This is a genomic window from Chryseobacterium elymi, assembly GCF_003385495.1.
In the GTDB taxonomy this organism is placed as follows: Bacteria; Bacteroidota; Bacteroidia; order Flavobacteriales; family Weeksellaceae; genus Chryseobacterium; species Chryseobacterium elymi.
Genome location: NZ_QNUH01000001.1, coordinates 260637 through 286446, shown reverse-complemented (window position 1 = coordinate 286446; position 25810 = coordinate 260637). Strand labels below are relative to the sequence as shown.

Here is a 25810-nt window from a genome sequence, read left to right as displayed (position 1 = left end):
TTTTAGCAGCCATGTGTGCGGCTGTTTAAAGTTTCTTTTTTATCAATTCAAAAATGGAAGCCAGATTATTTTCTTCTGATGTGAAAATTTCTTCTGTAGTGTGCTTTCTGAGCTCACCTGAGGTGGTTTCCCCAATTGAAAAAATCTTTATTCCTTCTAAAGGATTGAGTTTTGCAAAACTACGAACTCCGCTTGGACTAAAAAAAACTGCAGCATGATATTTTTCAGGTACAGAAGGATAGAGCTCTTCGGTTTTGTAAATCGTTATCTTTTTGTAGCTGATATTCTGTAAAGGAAGATCCTTATCCAGGACATCAATGGCAAGATTGCCGCAGAAATGAAGGAATTGTTCGTGCTGGCAGTTTCCGATGATAAATCTCGAAAGAGTTTCGGCATTCTTCAGAACTTTGAATGTTCCGAAACCGTGTTTTCTTAGCTCACGCTTCGTTTTTTCGCCAACACAGTATATTTTATTGTAGTTTTTTGCTGTAAAATCCTCTTTGGGTTTAAACTGATTATTGAAAAATGAACTCACTCCGTTGACACTGGTGAAGATCAGTGAATAATTCTTTAAATCAAATGCAGCTGTTTTTATAGGTTCTGTCCTAATTACCTCAATACATTCAGCCGAAATATCCGATCCTAATTCTTTGGCTAATAATGTGGCATCTATGGTTTTGGTAAACAGAATTTTCATTAAGGCTTGTCTTTTAAATGTAAATCAGTCACTAACAGTCTTACTTTTGTCATAAAATCTTTCCCCGGATCATCTTTTACAGTAAAATAATTCGGATCCGTCTCCTTCCAAAGTTTAGAACCTCTGAATGCATCATATTCTGAATGGCCTATAAGGTATTCTATAGTATATTTCTTAGTTAAATATCTAACCAGCTGAGCATTGGCTAAAACTTGTTTTTCTGTAAGCGGCTGCTTCCTGCTTCCTATATTTTCAATACCAATTGCACAGTAATTAAGGCCTATAGTGTGCCTTGCAAACATATTAGGTTCCATAAGCTGGTAAATTGTACCATCCCGGTCTACAATAAACTGCGAAGAAACATTTAAAGTACTTTGTTTCTTTAAAATATTTCTGGCAGATTCCAGATGGGTCTTATTGAAATATTTATAATTCGTTTCAACAGTTCCGCCTGCAGTATAATGCAGAACAATTATTTTAGGCGAAATCGTTGGGGAGTTTTGTACAATATGATGATGATCTTTAAGATACTCCAAACTTAAACGGACTCTCTCCGGAGAATAATCGATAGGCTTGCTGACGATTTTAAACTCGTTGATTTGTGCTTTCGTCCAGCATGCTACCAATACAAATAAAGCATAGATAAGATTTTTCATAAAAGCAGCTTACTTTGGGTATTGATAATGCCCTGTGACGGTATATTTAAAGAGGCAGTCTTCCAAAACCTGTCCGCCTCCTATATTATGCACAATTAAGAATCTTTTTCCGTCAATAGATTTTTTATTGACAACAATTCCGATATGGGTCAGGTTACCAGGCAGGATCCAGGTAACAATATCTCCCGGAACATAAAGCGCGGGATTGGCTTCAGTAGATTTTACTTTTCCGAATCTGGAAAAAAAGACGGCAAGATTGGGAACCCTTCTGTGATCAATATTCGTGTCAGGTTTTTTTAATCCCCAGGTTTTCGGATACTTTGAAAAGTTCTTTACCATATCCTCGTGTACTTCTTTTTGCAGATCAATACCGAGTTTTCTGTATGCTCTTATAATAACATCTGTACAAACTCCTTTGTCAGCCGGGACATCGCCGTTGGGATATTTGAGCACAAAATAAGCGGGATCGTATTTAATGGAACTGTCTATTAGCGCCAAAGCAGAGCTGGATAGTTGAAGTCCAAATTTATTCTGTGCATTTGCAATAAATACACAAAATAGAAATACGAATAAAAAAAAGGATTTTTTCATTGTTCTGCACTTACGAATATAAATGTATCAATCTGCCTGAAAACTCTTAATACGAATTCTTAATTTCAGTCATCAGTTCTTTTCCACCGTTTTCAAGAACTACCTTGGCGAACTTCTCTCCAAAATTTTCGGTGTCATTATATTCAAAGTTCTCATCGGTAGCAATACAGTTTTTGCCATCAAGAGAGCAAAGAGCAGCTTTGAAACGGATCTGGTTTTCGATCATCTCAGCAAAAGCTCCTATAGGAGCCGTGCAGCCGCCTTCCAGTGTGCTCAGGAAACTTCTTTCGATTTCTACACAGATCTGGGTTTTCTTATGGTTAATCTGGCTCAGGGTTTCATTGATCTCTATTTTATCAGAATGTCCTGCAACAGCAATAACTCCCTGCGAAGCAGCCGGGATCATTAGCGGAAGCATTTCATAATCAATATCCATTTTCATTCTTTTTATTCCTGCCAGAGACAGAATGGTCGCATCAAAATCTCCTTCTTCCAGTTTCTGAAGACGGGTCTGGATATTTCCGCGGATATCAGAAAACTCAGCATGAGGGTAATTCTTTAACCAGAATGCTCTTCTTCTTAAGCTGCTTGTGGCTAGCTTAAGTTCATGGAATTCTTTATTTCTTGAAGATTCTTTTCTGATGAGTACGTCCTGAGGGAAGTCTCTTTCCAGGTAAGCAACAATCTCAATATTTTGAGGCAGTTGCGTAGGGACATCCTTTAAAGAGTGTACGGCAATATCAATTTCGTCATTCAATAAGGCAACATCAAGGTCTCTTGTAAAAACCCCGGTGATTCCTAATGAATAGAGCGGTTGATTTAAGTTCTTGTCGCCGGAAGATATGATAGGAACAATTTCCGTTAAATAATTACGGTTCTGTAGGTGCCTGGCAACCTCTCTTGCCTGCCAAAGTGCAAGTGCGGAATTTCTTGTTCCGATTCTAATGCTTTTCATTGAATTCGTTGTTTGGTTGTTCAACTAATATTTCGTGCATTAATTTACTAATTTCTTCGGCTTTTAAAGGATTGTCGATGATAAATTTTGCAAAACGGTTGGTGATTTTCTGGATCATTTTGTCAGAAAGCTCCATGTCCGTGATGTTTATGTATTTATTTTTTTTATAAAAATTATGCATTTCATTACGTTCCATATTCTTCAGAACCGCTTTGAAATGGTGAATATTGGGTGCCAGCTTTCTCTTTTTTTCCCATTCCAGAAACTCTTTCATCAGTTCTTTGATGATTTTTTCAGCTTTTGGAATTTCTTTTTCCCGCTGCTGGATCGTTTCCTGGATCTGTTTGGAAAGCTCGTCTACATCAATCAGGGTTACATTTTCATTCTCGGTTACATTTTTTTCAACGTTGTGAGGAATAGACAGATCGATCACCAGGGTCTCTTTTCCGTTCGGGAAATGAGATTTGTTAATGATAGGATGTTTGGCTCCTGTAGCAACAATAAGAATGTCCGTGTTTTTTAATTCCATGTCAAAATCAGAATAATCAACATGAGGAATACTGTATTTCCGGGAAATCTTTTCAGCTTTCTCCTGAGTTCTGTTGGCAATTTTAATTTTTGGCTGGTAGACATGCTTAACAAGATTTTCAACTGTATTCTGCCCTATTTCACCCACACCCAAAAGAAGAATGTTTTTTTCTGTGATTTTCTTCTGGCTGTTTAAAATATAATGAACAGCAGCATATGACACAGAGGCGGCTCCGTTTGAAATCCCTGTCTCATTTTTAATTCTTTTCGAAATCTGGATTGCTGCATTGATCGCCCTTTCCAGGTATGGATTGGAATTCTGCCTTTCTTTTTTAAAACGGCTGTATGCTTTTTTGATCTGTCCGATGATCTCAAAATCTCCGATAATCTGACTTTCCAGTCCGGCTGCTACTCTGAAAAGATGGGTAAGAGCCTCTTCTTTGGTCAGGATATTGGCAAACTGAAGAAAATCTGTAAGGTTTACTCCGATTGTTTTGCAGTATTCTTCTGCTACCAGAAGATAATTCGGGGAAGTGGTGTAGATTTCGGTCCTGTTACATGTGGAAACCACAAATGCATCCCCTAAATCCATAGTATGGACCCTGGTGACAAAATTCTTGATGTTATCATCAAAAAATGCAAACTTCCCCCGCGTTTCCACATCAGCCTTTTCAAAACTGATGGAAAGTACAGCAAAATTTGATGTCTGATGAATATTGGAATACTGTAACATAAGCAGTCGCAAATTTACGGATTTTTTAGTTAACCACCCTCTGATAATGTATATGATAATTATCGTGAAAAACTATGGTGGTATAAGAGAGGCGGAGCTGAAAAAGCGGCTGTCTAAAATTTAGGTTGATGCTTCAGTGGTGTGGAAAATATTTTATAATCAACGATTTACCATCTTTTAAAGATGCTCTTTTGTTGTTTTAAATTAAATGACCTTCGCCTCCTGACTTCCGTCTTACATTCTGTCAATTTTAGTTTAAATCAGGCTCCGTAAATGATTAAATCAAAAGTTAATAAACAATTGTGAATTTTAATAAAATTTTAACCAAATTATATTCATGTTAAATTTCTTTAGTGGTGTTAAATTTATATCTTTGTAATCTTAAAATCAGAAGAAAAATATGAGTTTATTTGATATGTTTACGCAAGAAATTGCGATAGACCTTGGTACTGCCAATACCCTTATCATCCATAATAATAAAATTGTTATAGATCAACCGTCAATTGTTGCAATTGAACGTTCTACGGGTAGGCCGATTGCCGTTGGTGAGCAGGCTAAGCATATGCAGGGTAAGACTCATGAGGATATCAAAACAATCCGTCCATTGAAAGATGGTGTTATTGCAGATTTCCACGCTTCTGAACACATGATTAAGGAATTTATCAAAAAGATCCCCGGAATTAAAGGCAGATTTATTCAGCCGGCACTGAGAATCGTTATCTGTATCCCTTCCGGAATTACTGAAGTTGAAAAGAGAGCGGTAAGAGATTCTGCTCAAAAAGTAAACGCAAAAGAAGTTAGACTGATCTACGAACCAATGGCTGCAGCAATAGGAGTTGGGATTGATGTACAGAAGCCTGAGGGAAATATGATTATCGACATAGGTGGTGGTACTACGGAAATTGCGGTTGTAGCTTTAGGAGGTATTGTATGTGATAAATCTGTGAAAATTGCAGGTGACGTATTTACAAATGATATTGCTTACTATCTTAGAACTCACCATAACCTTTACATCGGAGAAAGAACAGCGGAAAGAATTAAAATTGAAGTAGGTTCTGCAGTGGAAGATCTCGATGTTGACATTGAAGATATCCCGGTACAGGGTAGAGACCTTATTACAGGGAAGCCAAAAGAGATCATGGTAGGATATAAGGAAATTGCACGTGCATTGGACAAATCTATCATCAGAATTGAAGATGCCGTAATGGAAACGCTTTCTCTTACTCCACCGGAACTGGCTGCTGATATTTATAAAACAGGTATCTATCTTGCTGGAGGAGGTGCTTTATTGAGAGGTCTTGCGGACAGATTGCACAAAAAGACCGGCCTTCCTGTATTTGTTGCAGAAGATCCGCTGAGAGCTGTCGTTCGCGGAACAGGAATTGCCCTTAAGAATATGGATAAATTCAATTTCTTAATTAAATAATTTTAACCTTTTACGACTATATATCTGAATGGGATTTTTGCTGAGACTATTTTCGAAGAACGCCCTTTTTGTCTTCTTTATATTCCTGCAGATTGTTGCTCTGGTTCTGATATTCTCTAAAAATGCCATGCAGAAATCATGGGTAGCTGGCCAGTCGGCTGCGCTGAATTCATGGATTTCTGGGTATATTGATGAGGGAGTTTCATATCTGAAGCTGAAACAGATCAATGAAGATCTTGTTGCTCAGAACAAAGCTCTGATGATCCAGCTTTACGGTAAAGAAGGTGCAAAAAATCCCGTATTCAGAAAAGTACATGATACATTAGGCGGTGGTCAGATCTATACTTTTGTAGATGGAGAGATTGTCTTTAACAGTATCAACAGAAGAAATAATTACTTTACCATTAACCGTGGCCGCAGAGACGGTGTTTTTCCTCAGATGGGAGTAATGGCTCCTAAAGGAATTGCCGGAATTGTAATCAACTCTACAGACAGTTATGCTTTAGTTCAGTCCGTTCTGAGTGTTAACAGGATCAGAATCAATGCTTCGTTGAAAAATTCAGGATATTTTGGAACTTTAACCTGGAATGGTGATAATTCAAGGGTGATGCATCTTGCGGACATTCCTAAATATGTTGCTTTAAAAGTTGGGGATACTGTTGTTACAGACGGTAAATCAGCTATTTTTCCTAAAGGGGTAATGATTGGTACTATTGCAGGATATTCTGTAGACAATAAAACAGGTTTCTGGGATATCTCAGTAGAGCTGAGTGAAAAAATGGGTGCTTTAAGCAAGGTATTTGTTGTGAAGAACCTTAAAAAAGCTGAAGTACAGAAAATTCAGGATACGCTGCAGGCCGTAATAAAAAAAGAAAATGATTAGCAGGACTCTATTTACCGATATATTGATCATGATCTTCCTGGTTGCATTACAGATTTTTGTACTCAACAGGATCACTATTTTCGGAAAGTACACGCCGGTTCTTTATCCGGTGTTCGTCATGTTTTATCCTTTCTTCAGAAATAGATATCAGTTTTTAGCTTTAAGCTTTTTAATAGGACTTTCTGTAGACGCATTCCTTTACTCGTGGGGAATCAATGCTTTTGCAACAACGTTGATTGCTTATTTCAGAACATTAATCTTCAGAACTTCCACAGATACTTCCACAGATTTTTTCTCTTTTCAGTCCCTTCAATGGGCACAGTTTTTACTGTTTTTATTTTCGAGTATCTTCCTGCATCAGCTTTTAGTGCAGTATATAGAGTTTTTTAAATTTAGCCGTTTTTTTGAAATATTACTTAATGTGGTGATCACAAGTATAATTTCCTTTATATTTATAGTGGTTTACGCATTAATATTTAAAATCAAACAAAAAGTTTGAACACACGTTATTTAAAAATCTTTTCTGCCCTCGTAGTTATCGCCCTTATTTTTGTGGCGAGGCTTGCTTATTTGCAGTTGTTTACAGACCGTTATGCTTTAAATGCAGCGAACACATCTATTAAAATTGAATATGTAATCCCGCAGAGAGGGGTTGTTTTTGATAGGAACGGGAAAATCCTTGTGGGGAACCAGCCTGCTTACGAAATTTCATTTACACAAGCCTTAATGAAACCGGATTTTGATACCATTGGGTTCTGTAACCTGATGCAGATCAGTAAAGCGGACTTTATTAAACGAATCGAAATCATTAAGAAAGAAAAATACTATTCAAAGCTGACTCCTATGACCTTTTTTAAGGACCTCAGCAGGGAAGATATTGCAAGGGTGCAGGAAATTATTTTCAAATACCCGGCATTCAGTATTGTTTCCAGACCTCAGCGTCAGTACGAAGTAGCCACTTCCGGAAACCTTTTGGGATATACCAGTGAAGTGAATGAAAGAGAAATTAAAAAAGATTCCATTTATTATCTTCCCGGAGACTTTATCGGGAAAACAGGAGTTGAGAAATCTTATGAGAAAGATCTTCGCGGTATAAAAGGGATGAAATATATTCAGAAGGATATTAAACTCCGGAATATTGGTTCCTATAAAAATGGCGCGCTGGACAAAGATGTGGTTACCGGAAAAGATATTACCTTAACTATTGACTACGACCTGCAAAGAATGGCAGAGGAAATGCTGGTTGGCAAACATGGGGCAATTGTAGCCATAGATCCGAATAACGGTGAAATTCTAACCATGGCGACTGGCCCGGATATTGATCCGAATTTATTTACAGGGCCTTACAAATCAAAAAACCTGTACGCATTATCAAAAGATACCTTATACGAAAACAAGCCTACATTTGACAGATCTGTTCAGGCAGCCTATCCTCCGGGCTCTACTTTTAAGCTGCTGACTGCCTTGGCGGGAATGCAGATGGGAGTGATGGACGAGAATACCATTTTTCCTTGTGGCGGCGGCTTCTATTACAAAGGGTTGAGAATTAAAGGACATGGTGGAGCTGATCCTCTTATTCCTTCTATCCAGGTGTCCAGTAACTGTTATTTCTCTCATGCGTTTATTGCTATCATGAATAAATATCCGGGCGATCCTTCCAAAGGGGTTGATGAATGGAAAAAAATAATGAGCAGCTTCGGGGTAGGAGAATACCTGAATAATGATATTGCCGTAGGTTCTCCGGGCAGAATCCCTTCCGGTAAATTTTATGAAAAAAGAAGCGGAAAGAAAAACTGGAGCTCCGATTATACCATGAACGGGTCCATTTTTAACGGGATGGGGCAGGGTGACGTTTTGGTAACCCCTCTTCAATTGGCGAACTATGTTGCTGCCATTGCAAATAAAGGTTGGTTTTACACCCCACATATCGTTAAATCTATTGATGGCAAACCGAATCCTGATCCAAGATTTAAAACAAAACATAAAACTCTTGTAGATCCGAAGCATTTCGAGCCTGTACTGAAAGGAATGGAGGCTGTAGTGCTGAGAGGTACCGCAAGAAGCCTGAAATCCAATGACTTTACCCAGCTTGCAAAAACAGGTACCGCACAGGTTCCTCAGGGAAAAGATAACTCTATTTTCGTATTGATTGCTCCTGCAGATAAACCTAGGATTGTAGTGGCGGCAGTAATGGAGCATGCCGGATTTGGTGCAACATGGGCAGGCCCTGCCTGTACTGTGATCGCTGAAAAATATATAACCGGAGATCTTAAGAGAGAACACCTTTACAAAAAGATGACCAGTGCCAGCTTTATGCCTGAATATAAAAGACAGTGGATTGCAGACCTGAAACGTAAAGGATTATATAAAGACCCTGCAGCAGATTCTGTTAAGCTGAAAAGAAAACAGGACAGTCTGAACTTTATCAAAGAGCAGAAAATAAAGCTGCAGAAAAAAATAGAAGAAGAAACAAAAAACAACACTAAAAACGTAAAGCGATGAAGTGGGCAGAAGGAATAGATAAACTAGGACTCGGGCTGTATTTTCTGCTTTGCATTTTTGCAATTGCAAATATTTACAGTGTTGACCAGAAATTAGGGGAAAAACAGTTGATTTTCTTCTGTATCTCTCTATTTGTAGGGCTTATTATATTCGTGGGACGAAGCAAGTTCTTCGAGAATATGTCTGCTATTATCTATATCGGCGGGGTTTTACTTCTGATTGGGCTCTTCCCGTTTGGAAAAGAGATTCTTGGACAGAAAAACTGGTATAAATTCGGAAGCTTTACGATGCAGCCCGTGGAATTTGCGAAAATAGGAACTGCTCTTATGCTTGCAAACTACGTCTCGGGACCGGATTTCAATCTGAAAGTTAAAAAATCACTTTGGACTGTTTTAGCCATCATCGGGATTCCGGCAGCCGTTGTTCTCGCGATTCCGGATGTGGGTTCCATGCTTGTGTTTATAGCATTCTTTATTGCCTTATACAGGGAAGGGCTGAGCGGTCTTCTATTTGGAGTAGGATTTGTTTTTGCCGGAGTCTTTTTGGTCTCTCTTGCAATACCCCCAGTTTATGTAGCGTTAGCGGTTGTAGTAATTGCCGGGATTTTGATCGCTATGAATTATCACAGAATGTCCTGGGACGTAATTTCTATTTCAGGAATTGCCGGTTCAGTCCTTCTGTTGTGTGGACTGGCTTTCGGGTCACCCTATATCCTGGAAAAGCTTCCAAAGCACCAGAGAGAAAGAATTGAGGTCCTTTACAAAGGAGAAAAAGCATTCAGAGATACTTCGGGATACAATTTATTATATTCAAAAACAGCTATAGGATCCGGTGGACTTTTAGGAAAAGGATATCGTGAAGGATCAGTAACGCAGGGGAAATTTGTTCCCGAGCAGGAAACCGATTATATTTTCTGTACAGTAGGTGAAGAATGGGGCTTTATAGGAAGCGCAGTACTTGTTTTATGCTATATGGTCTACATAGGGCGGATCTACTATCTTGCAGAACAACAAAAATCTACCTTTAACCGAGTGTTCGGATATTGTCTTGCTTCTATTCTCATGATGCACTTTACGATTAATTTAGGGATGGTTATGGGGCTTTTCCCGACAGTAGGCATCCCGCTTCCGTATTTCAGTTATGGTGGAAGCTCGCTGCTTGCCTTTTCTATGATGACTTTTATCTTTTTTAAACTGAATTATTCGGATAAGAATAGTCTGGTATAAATTGTAGTGTGATATCTTATATTCTTTAAATTACAGGACGGAACCTTTAACATAAAGACAGGCCTAATGCAAGCATATATTCTGGATCAAAATTATCAAAATATCAATTTTAATGAACAGCCTTTCGAAAAAGGCGAATACGAAAACTGTACCTTCTGGAACTGCAGCTTTGAATATGCTGATCTTTCAGGTTTCAGCTTTACAGACTGTGAATTTACCGGGTGTAATCTAAGCATGGCAAAACTGGTGAAAACATCTTTTAAGAATGCTGCTTTCAAAGAATGTAAAATGTTCGGGCTTCAGTTTAATGACTGCAACGATTTCGGACTTTCGTTTACATTTGATGGATGTTTAATGAATAATGCTGTATTCTACAAAACCTCAATTAAAAAAACGGTCTTTAAAAATTCCAGATTAATTGAAACCGATTTCGCTGAATGTGATCTGGCCAATTCAGTATTTACCAGCTGTGATCTTTCCGGAGCTATTTTCGACAATACCAATCTTGAAAAAACAGATTTCAGGACTTCATTCAGCTATTCCATAGATCCTTCCGTAAATCGTCTTAAAAAGGCTAAGTTTTCCCTTTCTGAGGTACATGGACTTCTTTATAAACTGGATATCGAAATAGATAAAGACTAAAAGGAGAAAGAAAAAGACTCATATTTTATTATAAAACCTATCATTCATTTTCTATCTTCCATCATTCCCCTTCTCAGAAGGGGTGGATTTTTGCAAAGCAAAAAGACGGGGTAGTCAAAACATGTTGGCTTCGAGAGCCTCAGCCAACAAATCAGTCAAATATCAACGTTAAACAATAAAAAAGCCATCAGATTCTGATGGCTTCATTATTTAAATCAATTATTTAAAATTAAAAACTTGTCGCTGCGGATGGAGTAGAAGAAGCTAAATTGTTGTAAGCGTCTCCGTTCTCGTTGATCACTCTTTTGGCAAACCTGAATTTCGGTCCCCAGTAAGAATCATTCAGCGATGAGATCATTACCCCTTTAGAAGTGGCTGCGTGGATGAATTTGATTTCACCTTCTTCAGTTACACTTTCTACGATACCTACGTGAGAGATTCTTCTTCCGTGTGAAAAGAAGATCAGATCTCCTTTCTGAAGCTCACTTTTATCAATACTTTCACCCTCCTGAGCCTGAGAAGCCGCTACTCTTGGTAAGCTTAGCCCTGCTGCTGCTCCGAATACAGAAAGAACGAAAGCTGAACAATCAATACCTCTTCTGGTCATTCCTCCGTATCTGTATGGAGTCCCAAGGTATGTTTCAGCTTCTGTAAGGATATTGTCGATGGTTTTATTGTATTTGACTGCCTTTGCAATCTCAGAATTCTTAATAGCTTTTTTCGCGTTTGCGATAGATGCCGCCTTTTCCGCCAGGAAAGAATCAATAAGTCTTTGCTTATCCTGCTCCATTTTCTTGTTGTCAATAGAAGCTAGTTTGGCATCTGTTTTGTATTCTTTAGCGTAAGTTGCTGGTTGTGAAACTACATAATTTGTAGCGCATGATTGAACTGAAACTGTAGACACTAAAGCAACTAAATAAAACAAAACTCTTTTCTTCATATATATTTGATTATCCGTGTTAAAAGGAATATTTATTTTCAAAAGCATTACAAAAGTAGAGATTCCGGGCAAAAGACCCCTGATATGATTATTGTCAGGTTCTTTATTTAACACATTTTAACATATTATTTAAGTATGTTAAAGAAAAATAAACCGCAACCGCCTATTTTTGGTGAGTCTGCGGTTTTTTTTATTAAGATTCTTTAACATAATAAATGGCTTTTCCTTTATCAGTCGGATTTTGTTATTTAAAACTCCAATTTTTAGGACTGTTAATAAAACAAAAAAATCCCCCGATTTTTCGGGGGATTTAACTAATATGGAACTTTACAAATGTTATTTTGTAAATAACATTTCTCTATATTTAGTCATTGGCCAAAGCTCATCGTCCACCATCATTTCAAGATCATCAGAAGCTTCTCTGATTACATCAAATAAAGGAATTACTTTGCTGCAGTAGGTTTCTGCCTGCTTCTGACTATTGGATACAGCTTTCGCTGCTTCTCTCGCTTTAATAAGATCCTCTACGCCCAGTTTAATCTTGGAAACGTTTTCAGAGATATTCGTAATCAGGCTCATTTGCTCTTTCGCTAATATTCTGAATTCTTTATCCGGGAATATTTCTTTAAGACCTTTTACGTTCTCAATCAATCTGTTCTGGTAATTTAAAGCAGAAGGAATGATGTGGTTTCTTGCGATATCACTTAAAACTCTTGCTTCAATATCAATGACAGTAGAATATTTTTCCAGTTTGATTTCGTTTCTGGCTTCAACTTCTCTATGAGTAAATACTCCGATCTCCTCGTAAAGATCAACGAATTTTTTATCCATTTCCTGCTTAAGAGCCTCCGGAGTAGTTTTTAGGTTGTTTAAACCTCTCTTTTTAGCTTCCTTCGCCCAATCATCAGAATATCCGTCACCTTCAAACATAATGCTCTTGCACTGCTTGATGTACTCTCTCAATACATTGAAGATCGCTTCGTCTTTCTTAAGTCCTGTTTCAATAAGTGCATCAACTTCTTTCTTGAAATCGATCAATTGTTTAGCAGCAATGGTGTTCATTACTGTCATAGATTCTGCACAGTTTGCAGAAGAACCTACCGCTCTGATCTCAAATTTATTTCCTGTAAATGCAAATGGGGAAGTTCTGTTTCTGTCAGTATTATCTAAAAGAATTTCAGGAATTTTTCCAACTACATTTAATTTAAGGTCTGTTTTTTCGTCCGGAGAAAGTTTCCCTTCCGTTACTTTTTCAAGCTCTTCCAGTACTCTGAACAGCTGGCTTCCGATAAATACGGAAATAATTGCCGGTGGAGCTTCGTTAGCGCCCAATCTGTGGTCGTTGCTTGCAGAGGCGATACTTGCTCTTAAAAGGTCAGCATATTCGTAAACCGCTTTGATTGTGTTCACGAAGAATGTTAAGAACTGTAAGTTTTTCTTAGGGTTTTTTCCCGGGCTTAACAGGTTTTCACCTGTATCCGTTGCTAAAGACCAGTTGTTATGCTTTCCGCTTCCGTTTACTCCTGCAAATGGCTTTTCATGGAATAAAATATGGAAATGGTGCTTGTGAGCAATTCTCGCCATGATATCCATCAACAAAGAGTTGTGGTCTACGGCAACGTTTACTTCTTCGAACATTGGAGCAAGTTCGAACTGGTTAGGGGCAACCTCGTTATGTCTTGTTGTTACAGGGATTCCCAACTTCATACATTCAATTTCCAGTTCTTTCATGAAGTTCATTACTCTTGTAGGAATAGAACCGAAATAGTGGTCGTCCAACTGCTGTCCTTTAGCAGGAGAGTGGCCTAATAAAGTCTTTCCTGTTAAAACAAGATCCGGACGGGATTGGTATAATGCAGAGTCAACTAGGAAGTATTCCTGTTCCCACCCTAAAGTAGGAGTTACTTTTGTTACATTTTTGTCAAAATACTGCATTACGTTGGTTGCAGCTTCATCTACAGCATTCAAAGCTCTTAAAAGAGGGGCTTTATAATCTAAAGTTTCTCCTGTATAAGAAATAAAGATAGAAGGAATACATAAAGTAGTACCCATGATGAATGCAGGAGAGGTAGGATCCCATGCCGTATAGCCTCTTGCCTCGAAGGTATTTCTGATCCCTCCATTCGGAAAAGAAGAAGCATCAGGCTCCTGCTGGATCAATAAGTTTCCGCTGAATCTTTCGATGGCTCTTCCTCCTTCAATTGGAGTGAAAAAAGAATCATGCTTTTCTGCAGTAGTTCCTGTCAAAGGCTGAAACCAGTGTGTGTAGTGGGTTGCTCCTTTGCTCATTGCCCAGTCTTTCATAGCTACGGCTACCTGGTCTGCAATGTGTCTCTGGATCTTTGTACCTTTTTTAATAGCATCCATGATAGACTGGAATGCTTCTTTGGTCAGATATTCTCTCATGGTTTCTTCTGAGAAAACATTCTGGCAGAATAATTCTGACAGTTTTCCAGGAACCTCAACAGAATTATCTCTTCTGAAGTCCTTAAATGGTAAAGTTTCTAACGCTTTGAATCTTAAAGTTGACATATTAAGGTTGTATTTTGTGGGGCAAATTTACAAAAAAAATGAATTGAAAATATTTTGCCCCTATATTTTTTAGGGGTATTTGTAAAATTTATGAAAATCAAACGGTGGTTTAACTGTTTTTAATAGGGTGATTGGCTGCTGAAAGGTAATGTTTAGACTTTAATAAGTATCATAATACATTTTATGAGATGTATTTGCAATTTTAAAGATACAAATTTAAACTGCTTGTTAAAAGATACTTAAAATAAGTTGAGCGAAGATTTTGTATATTTGTGTGAAATTTATTTTATGACAAATTCTAGAGCTAGAGAAACAACGGAAGCAATTGAAAGATTGTATATTTCTATGAGACACCTCTTTTACAGAGGTTTTTTTAAACCTGCCGGTGTTTCTGGAGAAAGTATCAGAAGTTTGTTAAAGACTATCAATCCAGAGATTTATGGTACCATGAATATTCCTAATAAAATGGAATTAGATGGTTTGATGTACGTTTTAGACAGACTTCCGGAAGGGATTGAAGAATGTGCGTTTATTCATCTTACATCGGATGAAGGTTTTGATAAAGGAAGTTTCGAGCCCATTGTCCCTAAAAAGAGAAGAAGAAACTGTTACAGGATAGATGAACACCAGATGAATATTGAAGTTCTTTTGGGGCGTTCTGAAATTTATGACATTCTTACCCACTTAACATTCTTATTTATAGAAGCGGATAAAGTGAGAAACCTGGCTTTCATTCAGGATGAAAACTGGAAACCGACACGTGCTTTCAAAATTATTGAAGAAGTAGTGAAAGGTGAAAAGAAATTCAGTAGAAAAGAAAAAGAGGTTGCCCTTATTCACTTATCTTCTTTAATAGGAAGAACTTTTGAAGAAACCCTGAATGCTTATAATTCTTTCGGGGATGACGAGAATCCAGACCGTTTATTCAAAATCATCTACAATTTAGGAAAAGTAAGCCTTGAGGATGCCAAACAGACGAGAGAAAGAGAAATTCATTTCAGTGCTATATTAAAGGAGAGAGTAGGGCATCATTATTTTGGGGAAAAATGGGCCAACAAAGTGAAAGAAGTTTTATTTGAAAACGATCTTCATATGCGTCCGTTGCACATCATTTCCGCTAATATGCACTCTGTGAAAAATATGCTGTACGGAAATGATGCCTTAAAGAAAAAAGACAATAAAGAAGTAGATTACAAACTGTACGGAGACATTTCTGATAAAAAAGAACTTCGCGACAAAGTTTCCAAATATGCTTTGGAAGAAGGATTGATTTATATTAATGATAAGAGCGGAAGTAATATAGATGTTCAGATCATTGATTTAAGCAGGACAGATCTTAAAAATACTCCGTTCAGTGGTATAAAATATGGAGGAGATGATGTGATCATGGTTTTCGACTACGCTTTCGGAGAACAGGCTTTTGAGGTAATGGATGAATTACTGAGACCTTTTGAGCATAAAGGAGAGGTGTATATGATGAAAGTGAAATCCGTTTCTATCATGGGTAAAGCCGGGATTCTTGCCGGAGGAAAAGGAGACATTATGATTCCTACTGCCCATATTTTTGAAGGAACAGCGGATAACTATCCTTTTGAAAATGCTTTAAAACTGGATGATTTTAAAGATGATGAACTAAAAGCGTTTGAAGGCCCGATGATTACTGTATTAGGAACTTCACTTCAAAACAGAGATATCCTTTCTTACTTTATGAACACTTCATGGAAAGCAATTGGTCTTGAAATGGAAGGAGCACATTACCAGAAAGCGATTCAGGTGGCGTCTAAGATCAGACATCACATTGCACCGGACCTGTTCGTATGTTATGCGTACTATGCTTCGGATAATCCTTTGGAAACCGGAAGTACACTTTCTTCAGGTGGCCTAGGCCTTACCGGAGTAAAGCCAACTTATCTGATTACTTTAAGAATCCTTGAAAAAATTTTACACAGCGGAAAAAAAGAAATTCCGGCTAAAAAATAATTTGATTTTTAAATCATATAAAACCTCAAGTGTATTTTACATTTGAGGTTTTTTTTATTTTAGACTTCCCATAGATTGCACGGATTTCACAGAAAAATTGTGCTTAAAGTTTGGGGAATTATGTTCTCAGAAAATGCTTAATTGCATAATGCTTTGTTCAAAGCCACGATAGCTTTCTCGTAATGCTCTCTTTTCACTACAAACTGCATATTGACCTGCATGATAGACTGTGCATAGCACTCAATATTGATATCATTTTCATATAATGCTTTCGCTGCCCGGTAGAGGAATCCTGGAGTCGCAATATTAGTTCCCATTGCACAGACTAATGCAACCGGAACTCCTGTTACCTGATAGAAATTTTGTTTAAGTTCTTCCAAAAGCTTTTCCGCAGCATTACTTTCCCAGATCACCATTGTTATTGAGTTCGCATTTGTAGATTTCAATACATAACTTATATTGTATTTTTGGAAATAGGCCATAATTTGGGCATCATAACCCACTTCACTTACCATAAGCGGATCATGAATTTCTATGGCCAGCATTTTTTTTGATCCGGAAACGATCTCAACACGAGCGTCAGGGGATACATAATTCTTTGAAATCAAGGTGCCGATATGATCCGGGTCGAATGTATTTTTAATACGGATATTAATTCCGGAGAGTTCTAATGGCTTTGCTGCCTTTGGGTGAATGGCTTCCATGCCTATATCAGCCAGCTGGTCTGCAATGATATAATTGGTCAGTCCCACCGGAACACAGTTTTCTACACCCACGATATTAGGGTCTGCGCTTGATAAGTGATATTCTTTATGGATAACTGCCTCATCAGCCTTTATATCTACAGCGATCTTACTAAAGGTAACTTCGGAATATCCACGGTCAAAAACCCTCATAATTCCTTCAGTTCCTTTAGTGTATCCGGTTGCTACACAAATTACATTTTTAAAATCTGTTCCGCTGAATTCTTTTGTAATTCTTTCATCAATAGTAAGAGCTTCGTTATCATCAAATCCGCATAAATCCACAAATTTTGCATGCATTCCTTTACTGTTGATAATATTAGTAGAATTCCATGCAGAATGGGCTTCTCCAATAGAAGCTAAAATTTCTCTTGCCGCAAGATGAATATCGTGGGCATTTACATATCCTGATGCCAAAACCTTACTCAGGCTGCTAAGCATCGTTTTTGCCTGCTCCACTCTGTTTGTTATAAATTCATTAGCTTCGGAAAGCTGAAGGCCAACATTCTCCAATCCTTTATTAATGGAAATCAGTTTTTGGCATACCTTATCGAGATCAGCCTTATAATCTTCACCGTTCAGAAACTTTTGATACACACCGGGCTCATTTGTTTTTTTATGTTCCAACAGCCAATTGGTGACATTATTATAGGCTGAAACTACAAAAACCCGATTATAAAATTCTCCTTCCTTTCTTTTTCCAATAATTATATTGTAAAGAACATCCTGAAACTGAGACATGGAAGTTCCTCCTATTTTTTCTACGGTCAGCATTATAAAACTTTATTTAATCTGCGAAAATAAGAAAATTAAGATGATTGGAGATACTGATCTGTAAGTCGCCTGTTTAATCTTTCTAAAAAATGCTTATGTTTTTCATTTAAATTCCAGAATCAACCTTGGCAAGGCCCACAGGCCATGAATGATTGTATTTAGAATTGTGTATTAATTTGTGTCATTTGTAGTTAAAAGAGAAATCTGCGAGAGATTAAAAAATTAAATTAATTATCTTTAGAAGTAATAAAATTTTAAATAATGAGTTCAACTATACAGTTATCAAAAAGATTCAGGGAAGTTTTGCTTGATGGACTTTGGATCGCCAATACTAATTTTAAGGACAAACTCTCAGATGTAACATGGGAACAAGCCATTGCTAAAATAGATTCTTTAAATACGATTGCTATGCTTACTTTTCATATCCATTATTATATATCCGGAATTGTTAATGTATTGGAAGGCGGTGAACTCGAAATAAAAGATCAATTCAGTTTTGATCTTCCGCCTATTGAATCTGCGGAGCAATGGGAGTCGCTTTTAAATAGGCTTTGGACAGACTCAGAAAAGTTTGCATCATTAGTTGAACAGATGGCTGACAGTAAACTTGATGAGGTTTTCGTAGATGAAAAATACGGAACCTACAGAAGAAATATCGATGGAATGATTGAACATGCCTATTATCACTTGGGACAGATCGCTCTGATTAAAAAACTGCTGACCAATTAATAATTAGGATAAATGATGAAAATATATTTTTTCTTTATATTACTGCTGCCTTATTACTGCTTTTCCCAACTCAAAATTCCAAAAGGCTTTTCGGAGTTCAAAGAAAGCCCGTCCAATGGAAAAGAAATGAAAAGAATTGTTGCAGATTTTGATAAGGATAAAAAAGAAGATGTTATAACGGTGATTTATCAATCGGATTACGAATTACATGCTGCCAAAAAGTATCTGATAATCTATCTTTCTTCAAAGAAGAAGACCTTCTATATTGATTTTGATGTATTTAACGGTGTTTTTGTTATCCCATTAAAATATAAAAATGATGTCCTTGAATTCCTTGTTTATCAGGAAGGAACCGGGGTTTATGGACATGGCTTAAAATTAAGATTTAATCAGAAAGTGAAAGATATTCAACTGATTGGCTATGATTATAGTTACAGAACTCCCGGTGGACATTGTAATAAAACTTATAATTTATTAACGGGAGATTATACGGTAAATAATGATTTCTATAATATGAAAACTGATAAAACTGAATTTGAAAGTTTCAAAGGAAATAAAAAAGTAGTAAAAAGTATTTTTATTAAAGATTTCTCAAGTGATTTATTTGCGGAATTAAGTTCAATCGGAAAAAAATACGAAAGAGAATAAATATATCCCGCAAAAGCTGAGAGTAAAATTTAACAATCAGAATTAGAATCAATCTAAAAATCGTAAAGCCTGTAAAATAGTCCCATATTTTAAGCTTTTACACAAATTACCTATCTTTAAAAAAAATAAATTTTAAATGAAAAAATCGGTTGCAATCATTTTTGCGTTTATCATTTCTCAATTTCAGGCTCAGCAAGGGGCTTACTATCAGCAAAGTGCGAAGTACAAGATGAATATTGATGTAAATGCTGAAAAATTTACTTACCAGGGAAATCAGACCTTAGAATACACAAACAACTCTCCGGATGAGCTCAACGTGGTGTATTTCCACCTCTATTGGAATGCTTTTAAGGCTAATTCGATGATGGATCAAAGAGTTACAGGTCAAGGTAAAAATGGAGATTCAAGATTGCAAAAAGATGGGACTTCAAGATTAGCTTCGATTCCTAAAGATCAGGAAGGGGCACAAAATATTCACTGGCTTAAACAAAACGGAAAAGAGGTGAAGTTTGAGATCCAGGAAACGATTATGAAGGTGTATCTGGCAGAGCCGGTTAAGCCTAATTCATCAACAACTTTCACTATGGAATGGGATGCTGTGATCCCTCAGCAGATCAGAAGAAGCGGAAGAAACAACAGGGAAGGAGTTGATATGACCATGACGCAGTGGTATCCTAAAATTGCAGAGTACGATTATGATGGCTGGGCAACTTTTGATTATATCGGAAGAGAATTCCATGCCCCGTTCTCAGATTTTGACGTAACTATTAAGATCAATAAAGATTATGTAATTGGAGCAGGAGGTATTCTTGAAAACCCGGCAGAAGTTAAAGGTTACGACACAAACGCAAAAATAAAAGCTGAAAAAGATAAAAAAGCAACATGGAGATGGACGGCAAAAAATATGCTGGATTTTGCATGGAGCGCGGACAGAGACTATGTTGTAAAAAGTTTTGACGTTCCGGAGGGTCCGAAGGTATTTTTAGTATATCAGCAGAATGAGAAAACAAAAGTTTGGGAAGAAGCACAGCCTTATGTCACCAAATATTTTCAGCTGATGAACAGCCATTTCGGAAAGTATGTGTATCCTACTTACGCTTTTATCCAGGGTGGTGACGGTGGTATGGAATACGGAATGTGTACCATGATCCTGGGTGAAGCTAAAGATATTAAAGGTTTAATGGGGTTAATGGCTCATGAAGGTGCACACTCATGGTATCAGCAGATGCTGGCAACCAATGAATCCGTACGTCCGTGGATGGATGAAGGATTTACCAGCTATGCAGAAGGCTATGTCATGTATCAGCTGTTTCCGGAAGAACTTCCGAATCCTTTTGCCAATACTGTGAATGCTTACAGGAATTTTGTTAAAAAAGGAATTGAAGAACCTGCTGTATGGTTGGGTGACCATCATGATAACGGAACGGCTTATACTTATGCTTCCTACGTAAAAGGTGAATTGTATCTCGTGCAGCTAGGCTATATCATGGGAGAGCAAAAACTGGCCGAAACTTTACAGCAGTATTATGATCAATGGCACATGAAACATCCGTCTGACAGGGATTTTCTTCATATTGCGCAGAAAGTTTCAGGAATGGATCTGAAATGGTTCCATAATTACTGGATCAACACCACAAAAACTATCGATTACGGAATCAAAGATGTGAAGTACGATGCAAAATCTACCACGATTACTTTAGTGAATAATGGGCAGGTTCCGATGCCTATTGATTTCAATGTAGTGACTGCGGATAAAAAGATCGTTACTTATCAGATTCCTTTAAATATGACACATACCTGGAAGGAGAAAGATATCTACGGTGACTTTAAAACTATGCCTTACTGGCCATGGACTCAGAAAGAATATACACTGACAATTCCTTACACAAAAGCTCAGCTGTCTATCTTAGGAATAGATTTAAGCCAGAGAATTGCAGATGTCAATATGAATGATAATATGGTGGAAGTAAAACAATAGATCATAAAACATAAAATATAATCCCACAGAACTTTTTCTGTGGGATTTTTATTTGGTACGGAGAGATTCTAAGCATTCCGCCTGAAGCTAATATTTAGTATTTATGCATTTTTAGTGTGGACCTTGGAAATTTACCATTCACTTACGAAGCAAAATTCACCATTCACAACTCTATCACCACCAATCTGAATTCACTATTCCCTTATTTAATCCCAAACTGCAGAACCATCCAGTGATTAGGATGATTTTTTACAAGGTCATTTCTTAGAACTTCATTTTTTGTATTAAGATAGCTGTATACTTTTAAAGGAACCGAATCAGGGTATTCTTTTAACCCTTGGTCTACAGTAGCTTTGGCATCTTCCTTTTTTCCTGCCCTGTCCATCGTCTCAGCTTTATAGATATAGATAATTACAGGCACTTTTCCATAAATATCTTTGGTTTCATTTTCCAATAGTTTCATAGCTTCGGTCTGAAATTCTGTGTCAGGTGTTTTTCCAGCCATAGAAGTACGGCTGAGATTCTGCTGGTACATCAGAAATAGTAACAGGATGTGAAGGTTTTTCGTGTCGGGATTGGAGGCTAGTCTCTCAATTCTTTGGACTGTTTCCGGCGTCATTTCATCATTTTCCGACTGCAGGCTTTTAGTATAAAATTCATCCAGAATATCATAAACAGCTTTGTCATCGCGGTCGATCTTTGATTCCTGTTTTATTTTCAGGAATATATCTTTCACCTGGTTTCCGGTTTGGGCAAAAGTATTCAGGCTAATACAAAAGAATATAGTTAAGATCAGTTTTTTCATGGAATCGGATAAAAATATTTTCAGTTTTAAAGATAATTAAATGTTTTCAATCTTCTAAATTTCAGGCTTAAGTTTTGTGTAGCCGTAATGAAATAATGTGAAGATAGATGCTTGTAATCAGTGCTTTAATGCCGATACTCAACGCAACAATAAATATAGGGTTATGAATTATTCTAAAAAAAACAGATATTACTCATTTTTTGAGGATAAAGGCTTATTTTTACAACCGTTTTTTAACCCAGACTAGCTTAAAAAATAAATGAATTCAATTGTAATCAACGTAGGGAACAGCAATATCAGATTCGGACTTTTTAATGGGGACAACTGTGATATTTCATGGGTGATCAACACGAAGCCGTACAGAACAGTAGATGAGCTGTATGTACAGATCCTAATGCTTTACCAAACCTATAAAGTAGAGCCGGAAGACATCAGTAAAGTCATCATCGGGTCCGTAGTGCCACAGCTTACCAAAGTGATGGGCTCGGCGATTAAAAAGATTCATGGTCTTCAGCCTGTGATTGTAGACCGGTCTACGCCTTCCGGAGTTCAGGCAAAATCCAAGCAGATGGGAACTGATATTTACGCCAATCTTGTGGCTGCCCATAATCTCTATCCAAACCGCAAGAAAATCGTTATTGATTTTGGAACAGCTCTTACGGCAAGCTGTGTAACGGAATCCGGAGAAACATTGGGAGTAATTATCGCTCCCGGAATTGTAACCTCTTTAAATTCACTGATTAGCCAGACGGCGCAGCTTCCTGATATTGAACTGAAAAAACCTAAATCCGTACTGGGCCTGGACACGGTAACCTGCATGCAGAGCGGTATGGTATACGGGTTTCTGGGAATGGTAGAAGGTTTTATAGACCGCATCAATGATGAGGTGAATGATGATTGTTTTGTGGTGGCAACGGGTGGTGTTTCCCATGTTTATAAGCCTCTGACTGAAAAAATTCATGTGATGGACAGGCTTCATACACTGAAAGGACTTTATTTTTTAGGAAAAGATTTATAGATATAAAAGGTTCAGGTCAAGGTTGAGTTAAGGATTGTTCAATAAAAATAAACCATGAGAAAACTAGAAGAATTTCCAAAGATAGAAACAGAAAGATTGATTCTCTCACAGCTGAAAGAGGAGGATATTCCTTTCGTGACTGAATATTTGCAGGATAAAATTTTCTCAGATCTTACTTCCAATATTCCTTATCCTTATACTGAAGAGCATGCGGGGCTTTGGGTGAAAATATCCCGGGAATCTTTTGAAAATAATACAGGATATACTTTTGCTGTCCGCAATAAAGAAGGACAGATTTTAGGAGCGATAGGTCTTCATGACAGGGATGATGACAAAGCTGAACTTGGCTACTGGATGGGAAAGCCTTTCTGGAATCAAGGCTACATTACCGAAGCTGCCATAGCTTTAATTGATTTTGGGTTTAAGGTACTTCAGTTCAATAAAATCTATGCTACTTATTTTTTACATAATCCTGCATCCGGAAGAATCATGGAGAAAATTGGAATGCAAAAGGAAGCTATGTTAAAGCAGCATCTCAAAAAAGAGGGGGAATACTTCGATGTGATGATGTATTCCGTTTTTAAAAATAAGTAAGATTTAACCTTTCGTGGAGGTGGACAGCAAATTTTAAATTATCTTTTGCTTTTAAAGAATTCTTTAACAATAGCTGAGCATTCACCTTCCATTACTCCGGTTACCATTTCTGTTTTGGGATGCAGGGAAAGGTGTTTGTTGATAAATCCTCTTTGTTCATCTCTGGCCCCAATTACGACTTTGGAAATCTGTGACCAGGCTAAGGCTCCGGAGCACATCACACACGGTTCCAGGGTTACATAAAGGGTACAGTTGATCAGGTATTTGCCTCCAAGGAAATTGGCGGCGGAAGTGATAGCCTGCATTTCGGCATGGGCAGTTACATCGTTTAATGTTTCAGTGAGATTATGGGCTCTTGCAATAATCCGGTTATTGGAAACAATGACACATCCAATGGGAACCTCATCTTTTTCCAGTGCGGCTTCTGCTTCCTGCAGGGCCATTTTCATATAATATTCGTCGGTAAACATTTAATCTTCAATAGTTAAGGTTAAAGGAAGCCTGAGGTAATGTCTTACCGGATCACCTTTGCTAACCGCCGGAGAAAATTTCTCCGAGACGGAATACAGAGCGATTTCAGCCTGTCTGTTGAAGGTGAAATTATCTCCCTGTGCGTGTACATTACTGATGCTTCCGTCTTTTTCAACAATAAAACCCACGCTTGTTTTTACTGTTTTTGATTCAGTGTAAACGCCTCCGGTATAAAAAAGATGAGCAACCTCCTGTCTCAATGTATTGAATCCGCCGGGATAGTCAGCAGATTTATCAAAAACAGCAGATTTCTCAGTGTTATTTACCGCTATGCCTTTTGGGCTTTTCAATGACTGAAGGTCTTCCAGATTTCTTACTTTTAACAAAGCTCCTATCATGGCTACGTTTTCAATGCTGTCCATCTTTTTCATGAAAAGCATAAAATCAAGTTTTATATTAGCTTTTCTGAAAGAATCTGCTTCTGCGTCAAATTTCTTTTTAAATTCTGTATTCAGCATATTCCTGTGGTGGTTATAATAGTTTTTAACCTGCCGGAATTCTTCCTTCTGCTGCGAAAAACAAAAAGAGAAAGTAGCGCAAAATAGACAAAAGAGTACAGCTTTCAAAAGAGTATATTTATGTAAATATAATTAAAAAATGGGAACTTTTTATCCTTTGATATCAGCTTTCGAGATAGCGGTTCAGAGATTCCTGGAGATGGGTGCGGATATCATCAACTAAACATTTCGGTTCCAGAACTGTGACTTCTTTACCATAGGAAAGAATTTCCTGCATAAAATCATAGGTAGGTTGGAGGAAGAATTCAAAATAGATCTCTTCCGGTGTTTCTTTTGTTTCTTTCTGAGACTGGTGAAGCGGAAAACTTCTGATGTACTCTCCCTGATGCCTGCTGCACTTCATAATGATTTTCTGAGGGTTTTGTTCTGCGAGATTCATTACCCCGAAAGCATTTTTGAAATGTTCCCTGAAATTGTAATTATATTTTTCACGGAATTTGCTGTCGCTCACATCCAGATAATTGACCCTATCCAACCCGAATGACTTTAAGGTTTTATCTTTAGTATCAATCGCAATGAGGTACCACCTGTCCTTGGATTCTTTTAAAGCCAGAGGATGTACTTTCCGCGAAGTCATCACTTTGTTCTTGTAATTATAATGCTCAAAACTAACAACTCTCTTATTACGGATGGCAAAGAAAAGATCATAGAAATGTTCTATTCCTGTAGGTTTTCTGCTTTCAAAAAAGATAAAATCTGAAAAGTCCGGATGAAGATTCAGGGCGTTGCTTACCTGGAAGGATTCCAATAATTTTTGGTTGTATTCATCCACCTCCATGATGGGGCGGCTCTCAATATAATATCTGTTATCTCCTTTCTTCTTGTTGTGAATGGAAAGATTAAAAAGATCGGAAATCTCACGAATATCCCTCTGCAAAGTACGGATCGAGTAGCTCTTAATCCCTGCATCCTGGAATTCGAAAGAGTTTAAAAGATAGTCCTCCAGCTGGGAATAGGTAGCCGGAGAACTTTCTAATCTTTTGATAATTAAGGCATATCTTGTCAGATAAAAATCTTTTTTCATTCGTCTGTATTTATAAGGCAGCACTGCTGCATTTCATGGTGAAATTTTATAAGACAAATATATAGGGTTAATGCGACAAAACATGTCGTGTTTTATTTTTTTGTAATTATTTTGGAAAGGAAATTTTTATCAAAAAGCGATTACTTTATTTCGGTAA

The 25810-nt window shown here is 37.4% G+C and carries 24 protein-coding genes; 12 read left to right on the top strand and 12 right to left on the bottom strand.

Translation table 11 applies throughout. The features are described from left to right. Positions 1-25: 25 nt before the first annotated feature. From DRF60_RS01215 to hemA, 5 genes are read right to left on the bottom strand one after another with little or no spacing between them, the layout of a single operon-like run. Positions 26-697: a uroporphyrinogen-III synthase gene (locus tag DRF60_RS01215; protein ID WP_116010300.1), complete on the bottom strand. Its 672-nt coding sequence runs from the start codon at positions 695-697 to the stop codon at positions 26-28. Next, a complete protein-coding gene (locus tag DRF60_RS01210; protein WP_116010299.1) occupies positions 697-1353 on the bottom strand; it encodes a peptidoglycan recognition protein family protein in 657 nt (218 codons plus the stop codon). The genes DRF60_RS01215 and DRF60_RS01210 overlap by 1 nt, the downstream gene beginning before the upstream one ends. Before the next feature lie 9 nt (positions 1354-1362). After that, positions 1363-1944, bottom strand: a complete 582-nt coding sequence (locus DRF60_RS01205) for a DUF1287 domain-containing protein (RefSeq protein WP_116010298.1) — start codon at positions 1942-1944, stop codon at positions 1363-1365. A gap of 46 nt (positions 1945-1990) precedes the next feature. After that, positions 1991-2899 carry a hydroxymethylbilane synthase gene (hemC, locus tag DRF60_RS01195; RefSeq protein WP_116010297.1) on the bottom strand — a complete coding sequence of 303 codons (909 nt, stop codon included), beginning with the start codon at positions 2897-2899 and terminating at the stop codon, positions 1991-1993. Further along, entirely contained in the window at positions 2886-4160 is a 1275-nt protein-coding gene (gene hemA, locus DRF60_RS01190) for a glutamyl-tRNA reductase (protein ID WP_116010296.1), read from the bottom strand. The genes hemC and hemA overlap by 14 nt, the downstream gene beginning before the upstream one ends. A gap of 400 nt (positions 4161-4560) precedes the next feature. Between hemA and DRF60_RS01185 the strand changes: the two genes are divergently transcribed. The 6 genes from DRF60_RS01185 (at position 4561) to DRF60_RS01160 (ending at position 10839) form a co-directional block, all read left to right on the top strand. Next, on the top strand, positions 4561-5586 hold the full coding sequence (locus DRF60_RS01185; RefSeq protein WP_034700899.1) for a rod shape-determining protein: 1026 nt from the start codon (positions 4561-4563) through the stop codon (positions 5584-5586). Positions 5587-5614: 28 nt separating this feature from the next. Then, the gene (gene mreC / locus DRF60_RS01180; RefSeq protein ID WP_116010295.1) at positions 5615-6469 is read left to right on the top strand and encodes a rod shape-determining protein MreC; all 855 of its coding nucleotides are present in this window, start codon (positions 5615-5617) and stop codon (positions 6467-6469) included. Beyond that, on the top strand, positions 6462-6968 hold the full coding sequence (locus tag DRF60_RS01175) for a rod shape-determining protein MreD (protein WP_116010294.1): 507 nt from the start codon (positions 6462-6464) through the stop codon (positions 6966-6968). Before mreC ends, DRF60_RS01175 begins: the two co-directional genes overlap by 8 nt. Further along, entirely contained in the window at positions 6965-8971 is a 2007-nt protein-coding gene (locus tag DRF60_RS01170) for a penicillin-binding transpeptidase domain-containing protein (RefSeq protein WP_116010293.1), read from the top strand. The genes DRF60_RS01175 and DRF60_RS01170 overlap by 4 nt, the downstream gene beginning before the upstream one ends. Further along, on the top strand, positions 8968-10197 hold the full coding sequence (gene rodA / locus DRF60_RS01165; RefSeq protein WP_116010292.1) for a rod shape-determining protein RodA: 1230 nt from the start codon (positions 8968-8970) through the stop codon (positions 10195-10197). Before DRF60_RS01170 ends, rodA begins: the two co-directional genes overlap by 4 nt. 66 nt (positions 10198-10263) lie before the next feature. Then, the gene (locus DRF60_RS01160; RefSeq protein WP_116010291.1) at positions 10264-10839 is read left to right on the top strand and encodes a pentapeptide repeat-containing protein; all 576 of its coding nucleotides are present in this window, start codon (positions 10264-10266) and stop codon (positions 10837-10839) included. Positions 10840-11068: 229 nt separating this feature from the next. Here the strand turns inward: DRF60_RS01160 and DRF60_RS01155 are convergent, their stop codons facing one another. Both DRF60_RS01155 and DRF60_RS01150 read right to left on the bottom strand, forming a co-directional pair. Then, positions 11069-11779, bottom strand: a complete 711-nt coding sequence (locus DRF60_RS01155; protein ID WP_116010530.1) for a C40 family peptidase — start codon at positions 11777-11779, stop codon at positions 11069-11071. 336 nt (positions 11780-12115) lie between these two features. Then, entirely contained in the window at positions 12116-14311 is a 2196-nt protein-coding gene (locus tag DRF60_RS01150) for a glutamine synthetase III family protein (protein ID WP_116010290.1), read from the bottom strand. Positions 14312-14599: 288 nt separating this feature from the next. On the opposite strand from DRF60_RS01150, the gene DRF60_RS01145 reads away from it, so the two are divergent. Next, positions 14600-16291, top strand: a complete 1692-nt coding sequence (locus DRF60_RS01145; RefSeq protein ID WP_116010289.1) for a DUF6909 family protein — start codon at positions 14600-14602, stop codon at positions 16289-16291. Positions 16292-16428: 137 nt separating this feature from the next. Here DRF60_RS01145 and DRF60_RS01140 read toward each other — a convergent pair whose 3' ends face one another. Continuing rightward, positions 16429-17808: an aspartate kinase gene (locus DRF60_RS01140; protein ID WP_116010288.1), complete on the bottom strand. Its 1380-nt coding sequence runs from the start codon at positions 17806-17808 to the stop codon at positions 16429-16431. 261 nt (positions 17809-18069) lie between these two features. Between DRF60_RS01140 and DRF60_RS01135 the strand changes: the two genes are divergently transcribed. The 3 genes from DRF60_RS01135 to DRF60_RS01125 all read left to right on the top strand — a co-directional run bounded on the left by DRF60_RS01135 (position 18070) and on the right by DRF60_RS01125 (position 21163). After that, positions 18070-18537: a DUF1572 domain-containing protein gene (locus tag DRF60_RS01135; protein ID WP_116010287.1), complete on the top strand. Its 468-nt coding sequence runs from the start codon at positions 18070-18072 to the stop codon at positions 18535-18537. A 12-nt stretch (positions 18538-18549) separates the two neighbouring features. After that, the gene (locus DRF60_RS01130; protein ID WP_116010286.1) at positions 18550-19185 is read left to right on the top strand and encodes a hypothetical protein; all 636 of its coding nucleotides are present in this window, start codon (positions 18550-18552) and stop codon (positions 19183-19185) included. 136 nt (positions 19186-19321) lie between these two features. Further along, on the top strand, positions 19322-21163 hold the full coding sequence (locus tag DRF60_RS01125; RefSeq protein WP_116010285.1) for a M1 family metallopeptidase: 1842 nt from the start codon (positions 19322-19324) through the stop codon (positions 21161-21163). Between the two features lie 202 nt (positions 21164-21365). Here DRF60_RS01125 and DRF60_RS01120 read toward each other — a convergent pair whose 3' ends face one another. Beyond that, positions 21366-21968, bottom strand: a complete 603-nt coding sequence (locus DRF60_RS01120; RefSeq protein WP_116010284.1) for a hypothetical protein — start codon at positions 21966-21968, stop codon at positions 21366-21368. Positions 21969-22227: 259 nt separating this feature from the next. Between DRF60_RS01120 and DRF60_RS01115 the strand changes: the two genes are divergently transcribed. Continuing rightward, positions 22228-22986, top strand: coding sequence for a type III pantothenate kinase (locus DRF60_RS01115; protein WP_116010283.1), 759 nt, complete (start codon positions 22228-22230; stop codon positions 22984-22986). 54 nt (positions 22987-23040) lie between these two features. Continuing rightward, positions 23041-23580, top strand: coding sequence for a GNAT family N-acetyltransferase (locus DRF60_RS01110; protein WP_116010282.1), 540 nt, complete (start codon positions 23041-23043; stop codon positions 23578-23580). Between the two features lie 38 nt (positions 23581-23618). Here DRF60_RS01110 and DRF60_RS01105 read toward each other — a convergent pair whose 3' ends face one another. From DRF60_RS01105 to DRF60_RS01095, 3 genes are all read right to left on the bottom strand, one after another. Next, positions 23619-24050 carry a nucleoside deaminase gene (locus DRF60_RS01105; RefSeq protein WP_116010281.1) on the bottom strand — a complete coding sequence of 144 codons (432 nt, stop codon included), beginning with the start codon at positions 24048-24050 and terminating at the stop codon, positions 23619-23621. Then, a complete protein-coding gene (locus DRF60_RS01100) occupies positions 24051-24569 on the bottom strand; it encodes a hypothetical protein (protein WP_116010280.1) in 519 nt (172 codons plus the stop codon). Between the two features lie 163 nt (positions 24570-24732). Next, positions 24733-25653 (bottom strand): helix-turn-helix transcriptional regulator, encoded by a 921-nt coding sequence (locus DRF60_RS01095; protein WP_116010529.1) that lies wholly within the window; start codon positions 25651-25653, stop codon positions 24733-24735. Positions 25654-25810: the final 157 nt, after the last annotated feature.

Coding starts and splice junctions, on each gene's coding strand:
- DRF60_RS01115 (WP_116010283.1), top strand. CDS start 22,228: ATGAATTCAATTGTAATCAACGTAGGGAACAGCAATATCAGATTCGGA.
- DRF60_RS01125 (WP_116010285.1), top strand. CDS start 19,322: ATGAAAAAATCGGTTGCAATCATTTTTGCGTTTATCATTTCTCAATTT.
- hemC (WP_116010297.1), bottom strand. CDS start 2,899: ATGAAAAGCATTAGAATCGGAACAAGAAATTCCGCACTTGCACTTTGG.
- DRF60_RS01120 (WP_116010284.1), bottom strand. CDS start 21,968: ATGAAAAAACTGATCTTAACTATATTCTTTTGTATTAGCCTGAATACT.
- DRF60_RS01095 (WP_116010529.1), bottom strand. CDS start 25,653: ATGAAAAAAGATTTTTATCTGACAAGATATGCCTTAATTATCAAAAGA.
- DRF60_RS01175 (WP_116010294.1), top strand. CDS start 6,462: ATGATTAGCAGGACTCTATTTACCGATATATTGATCATGATCTTCCTG.
- rodA (WP_116010292.1), top strand. CDS start 8,968: ATGAAGTGGGCAGAAGGAATAGATAAACTAGGACTCGGGCTGTATTTT.
- DRF60_RS01205 (WP_116010298.1), bottom strand. CDS start 1,944: ATGAAAAAATCCTTTTTTTTATTCGTATTTCTATTTTGTGTATTTATT.
- DRF60_RS01155 (WP_116010530.1), bottom strand. CDS start 11,779: ATGAAGAAAAGAGTTTTGTTTTATTTAGTTGCTTTAGTGTCTACAGTT.
- hemA (WP_116010296.1), bottom strand. CDS start 4,160: ATGTTACAGTATTCCAATATTCATCAGACATCAAATTTTGCTGTACTT.
- DRF60_RS01105 (WP_116010281.1), bottom strand. CDS start 24,050: ATGTTTACCGACGAATATTATATGAAAATGGCCCTGCAGGAAGCAGAA.
- DRF60_RS01145 (WP_116010289.1), top strand. CDS start 14,600: ATGACAAATTCTAGAGCTAGAGAAACAACGGAAGCAATTGAAAGATTG.
- DRF60_RS01215 (WP_116010300.1), bottom strand. CDS start 697: ATGAAAATTCTGTTTACCAAAACCATAGATGCCACATTATTAGCCAAA.
- DRF60_RS01135 (WP_116010287.1), top strand. CDS start 18,070: ATGAGTTCAACTATACAGTTATCAAAAAGATTCAGGGAAGTTTTGCTT.
- DRF60_RS01100 (WP_116010280.1), bottom strand. CDS start 24,569: ATGCTGAATACAGAATTTAAAAAGAAATTTGACGCAGAAGCAGATTCT.
- DRF60_RS01210 (WP_116010299.1), bottom strand. CDS start 1,353: ATGAAAAATCTTATCTATGCTTTATTTGTATTGGTAGCATGCTGGACG.
- DRF60_RS01160 (WP_116010291.1), top strand. CDS start 10,264: ATGCAAGCATATATTCTGGATCAAAATTATCAAAATATCAATTTTAAT.
- DRF60_RS01185 (WP_034700899.1), top strand. CDS start 4,561: ATGAGTTTATTTGATATGTTTACGCAAGAAATTGCGATAGACCTTGGT.
- DRF60_RS01110 (WP_116010282.1), top strand. CDS start 23,041: ATGAGAAAACTAGAAGAATTTCCAAAGATAGAAACAGAAAGATTGATT.
- DRF60_RS01140 (WP_116010288.1), bottom strand. CDS start 17,808: ATGCTGACCGTAGAAAAAATAGGAGGAACTTCCATGTCTCAGTTTCAG.
- mreC (WP_116010295.1), top strand. CDS start 5,615: ATGGGATTTTTGCTGAGACTATTTTCGAAGAACGCCCTTTTTGTCTTC.
- DRF60_RS01130 (WP_116010286.1), top strand. CDS start 18,550: ATGATGAAAATATATTTTTTCTTTATATTACTGCTGCCTTATTACTGC.
- DRF60_RS01150 (WP_116010290.1), bottom strand. CDS start 14,311: ATGTCAACTTTAAGATTCAAAGCGTTAGAAACTTTACCATTTAAGGAC.